This is a genomic window from Rahnella selenatireducens, assembly GCF_046449555.1.
Taxonomy (GTDB): domain Bacteria; phylum Pseudomonadota; class Gammaproteobacteria; order Enterobacterales; family Enterobacteriaceae; genus Rahnella; species Rahnella selenatireducens.
Genome location: NZ_JBKEZJ010000038.1, coordinates 1 through 3,478, shown reverse-complemented (window position 1 = coordinate 3,478; position 3,478 = coordinate 1). Strand labels below are relative to the sequence as shown.

Here is a 3,478-nt window from a genome sequence, read left to right as displayed (position 1 = left end):
AGATGCGTTGTTGAATTTAACACCTGAGGAACTAATCCACTCAGGGTCATCCGGTTTTTTATGGATAGAGTATTTTTGATATATTTCTTTTCTATTTGACACTTGAACATAAATAGCATCATCCGCAACAATGTTTGTGCGATATTCTGATGCTGAAACTTCAAACTCTGCATTTTTTGAAGGGTTATTGATGCCTTTATATACTATAGAGTAATTCATAAATCCGTATTTATAACTTTCATATCGCATAGGATAGGCAATTACATCATCATTGGCGACATAAATAAATTTTCCGAAAAAAGATAGAGGACCATTAAGTTGAGTAATGGTGACTTCATTTTGAGGTATTTTATCTGCTCCCTCATAGTCAGCCAGAATCTTAATTTTTTTATTTGTGTCGTTGTAGTAAACAAATCCACCTCTGCTACAATCCATATATTTTTCGAGCGTAAAGAAACGGTGGCCATCAATGCGATAAATAACCTGAGGTTCTACGTCGATTTCAACATCCCGGATAGCCCGGCCACCGGAACCGCTGGGGAAACCCGCGCCAAAACTGCCGCCTATGGTCGGGAGCATTGAAACCACAACGTTCCACAATACCCATGTCACAAAGATAACCACGGCAATGATCATGACAATTTTCAACCCAAGTTCAGTGCCTTCACTTTTCTTTTGTTCATTCATAATCAAGTTCCATTTTACTGTTGACTATTGTCATTTTTGTTACGTCCCTGTTAGTTTGAAATATATTTCACACTTCGCGGTTTAATCGTGTTGTCACAATAAAAATGGTCATCCTGAGATGCGTTGTTGAATTTGACATCTGAGGAACTAATCCACTCAGGATCATCCGATATTTTAGGAATAGAGTATTTTTGATATTGTTCTTTTCGATTTGATACCTGAACATAAATAGCATCGTCTGTGACGGTATTCGTATTGTAAATTGATGGTGAAACCTCGAGTTTCGCATTCTTTGAGGGGGTGCTAATATCGGTGTATACGATAGAGTAAGTTACAAGTCCATATTTGGAATTTTCATGTCGCTCAAGGTAAGCAATCACATCGTCACTGGCTGCATAAATAAACTTGCCAGAAAAAGAAAGAGGGCCATTAGGTTGTAAAATTGAAATTTCATCTTGGGGGTCTTGGTCTGAACCTTCTGGCCCAGCAAGCACCTTAATTTTTTTCTTGGTGTCGTTGTAATAAACAAATCCTCCAAGGTTACAATCCATATATTTTTCAAGCGTAAAGAAACGGTTGCCATCAATGCGATAAATAACCTGAGGTTCTACGTCGATTTCAACATCCCGGATAGCCCGGCCGCCGGAACCGCTGGGGAAACCCGCGCCAAAACTGCCGCCTATGGTCGGGAGCATTGAAACCACCACGTTCCACAGGAGCCATAGACCAAAAAATAGAGCAGCGATAATACTCACTACCTTCAGAGCATCTCGAGTGTCACTACTTTTATTTTCATCTTTCATTATAAATTCCTTTTAATTGTTACTTTCCTGCAGGCAAAAAGGTTAATACCATGTCATCTACGATTTCTGATTGCGCTAAATCAGTCTCTCCGGTGGCAGAGGTGATGCCTTCGATGATTTTTCCATCCGGCATCGTGATCCGATAAGGGATATTACTGATGGGATGCCCCGTCAGGGCATGGCTGACAACAAACTTTTCATCGAAGCTTTCAGGCTCAAACGACTTCATCACTCCCTGCATGCTGGCCGCGTCTTGTTTGACGATGCCGCCATTTTTCACCCGCAATTTCCCCGGTCCGCCAATCTCAACGTTTCCGCCTTTCAGCTTGATATAGGCTCCGCCGCAGATCAGAACCAGTTCGTCCTGCGCGGTTACGGTCATTTTTTTACCGCTGGCAACATGCGTATCGTCCGTTGACCAGGTGGTGAATTTCCCGCCCTGCGCCTGAACGTCGATGTCGCCTTTGGCGGCAAACATTTTGGTGCCCTGACGGCTGTAAAGGCTGATTTGCTCACCGGCTGCCACGGTGAATTTCTTCGCCGCGCCGATATCCACCTGCTGACCGGCGGTCAGCGTCAGGCTGTCTTCGGCGTAAATTTGCATACTTTCACCGCTGACAATGCCGACGCCTTGGGGTGCGCTCAGCAACAAAACGGCCTGCTGAAGTTTGTCGAGTTTTTGCTGTAACAAAGTCTGTTGCCGGTCGATGTCGGCGGCTAACGCCTGCGCCTGTTGCGCGCTGGCCGACAGGCTCTGCATTTCTACCAGTGCTCCGGAAAGCAGGGCTTTGGCCTGTTGCATGTCCAGCTGCTGCCCCCCGGCGGAAGCCTGCACGTCGGCAGAAATAAACACGCCCTTGCCGCCGCGAACGGACACCCAGTCATCGGTGCGCAACTCGGCGCCGTGTCCGCGGTCTTTGCGCTTATCATCGACCAGCGCACCGAGGTTCAGCTGGCTTTTGCCGCTGGCAGGCGTCGAGAGTTTGATGTGCTCTTTGCCCCGCGTATCGTCGAGGCGCAGCTTGTTATTGGCCGGTGTGCGTATCACGTTCCGCTTGTAATTCGGCAGCGCCACATGGTCCGGATGGCGTGAATCATGCAGCGCGTAAGCGATGTAAGGCCGGTCCACGTCGCCATTCTCAAACGCAATCGCCACGCCGGTGGAATCCAGCAGCGGCATATGGAAGCCGTAGGTATCACCGGAATAAGGCTTGGCTAAACGCAGCCAGCAGCTTTCAAAACCCTTCTGCCATTCGGCGCGGTCGAAGCCAAACTGGGCGCGGTATAAACCGTCGGCGTTGATGTGGGCGTAGGGCTCATCGGGATGGGCGCTGGAAATTCGGGCGGGCAGCGTGCCGGTGACGGTCGGCCACGGCAAAAGAGCAGGGCGGTACGGATGCTGGGTGTTGCGCGGAACGGCGGTAAAGGTGACGAAATACGCCGTGTCGCGGGCGACGTTTTGAGACTCGGTGGAAACAATCAGCAAACCGTCCGGCGCTTCCGGCCAGTCCTTGCCCGGCGTGGTGATGACCATGCCGGGGCGCAGCGTCATGCAGTTGGATTTGCCCTCAAACGTGATTTGCTCGGTGAGATAGCGCTCCTGACGGCGTCTGGCGTACCACATGCCCTGACCGGGTTCGTTGCTGTATTCCTTGCCGGTCTCCGGATAATACTCGCCCCAGCGGTAATCTTCGGCGACCAGCGCCGGATAATCCGGGTTAGTGGCGGTTGTGGCGGTCATATCGCTTTGCGCCGCCGGGTAATAATCGTCGTTAACCGTCACCGACTTGGGAATGGATTTGCGGCTGACCGACATCTCCCAGACCGATTCCAGCCCGCCGTCGAACATGCCCGCCGGGTTGCGGAACGGAATGGCAATACTCTCAGGCCAGGCGTAGGAATGGTCGGCCAGCACCATCACGTCGCAGTTGTTTTCTTCATCGTATTCAAAGAAGTACGAGATACCGCTGTCGGCCAGACGACGCGCG

The 3,478-nt window shown here is 49.9% G+C and carries 3 protein-coding genes; all 3 read right to left on the bottom strand.

The features are described from left to right. On the bottom strand, window positions 1-687 hold a 687-nt coding region (locus ACLBVC_RS24700; protein ID WP_458351919.1), incomplete at its 3' end, for a T6SS immunity protein Tli3 family protein. Window positions 688-737: 50 nt separating this feature from the next. Continuing rightward, complete coding sequence (locus ACLBVC_RS24695) at window positions 738-1,490, bottom strand: T6SS immunity protein Tli3 family protein (RefSeq protein WP_410151806.1); 753 nt, start codon at window positions 1,488-1,490, stop codon at window positions 738-740. Window positions 1,491-1,509: 19 nt separating this feature from the next. Next, a partial coding sequence (locus tag ACLBVC_RS24690; RefSeq protein WP_410151804.1) for a DUF2345 domain-containing protein occupies window positions 1,510-3,478 on the bottom strand: 1,969 nt, incomplete at its 5' end.

Excerpts from the sequence above, each read along its gene's own strand:
- ACLBVC_RS24695 (WP_410151806.1), bottom strand. The coding sequence starts at position 1,490 with ATGAAAGATGAAAATAAAAGTAGTGACACTCGAGATGCTCTGAAGGTA.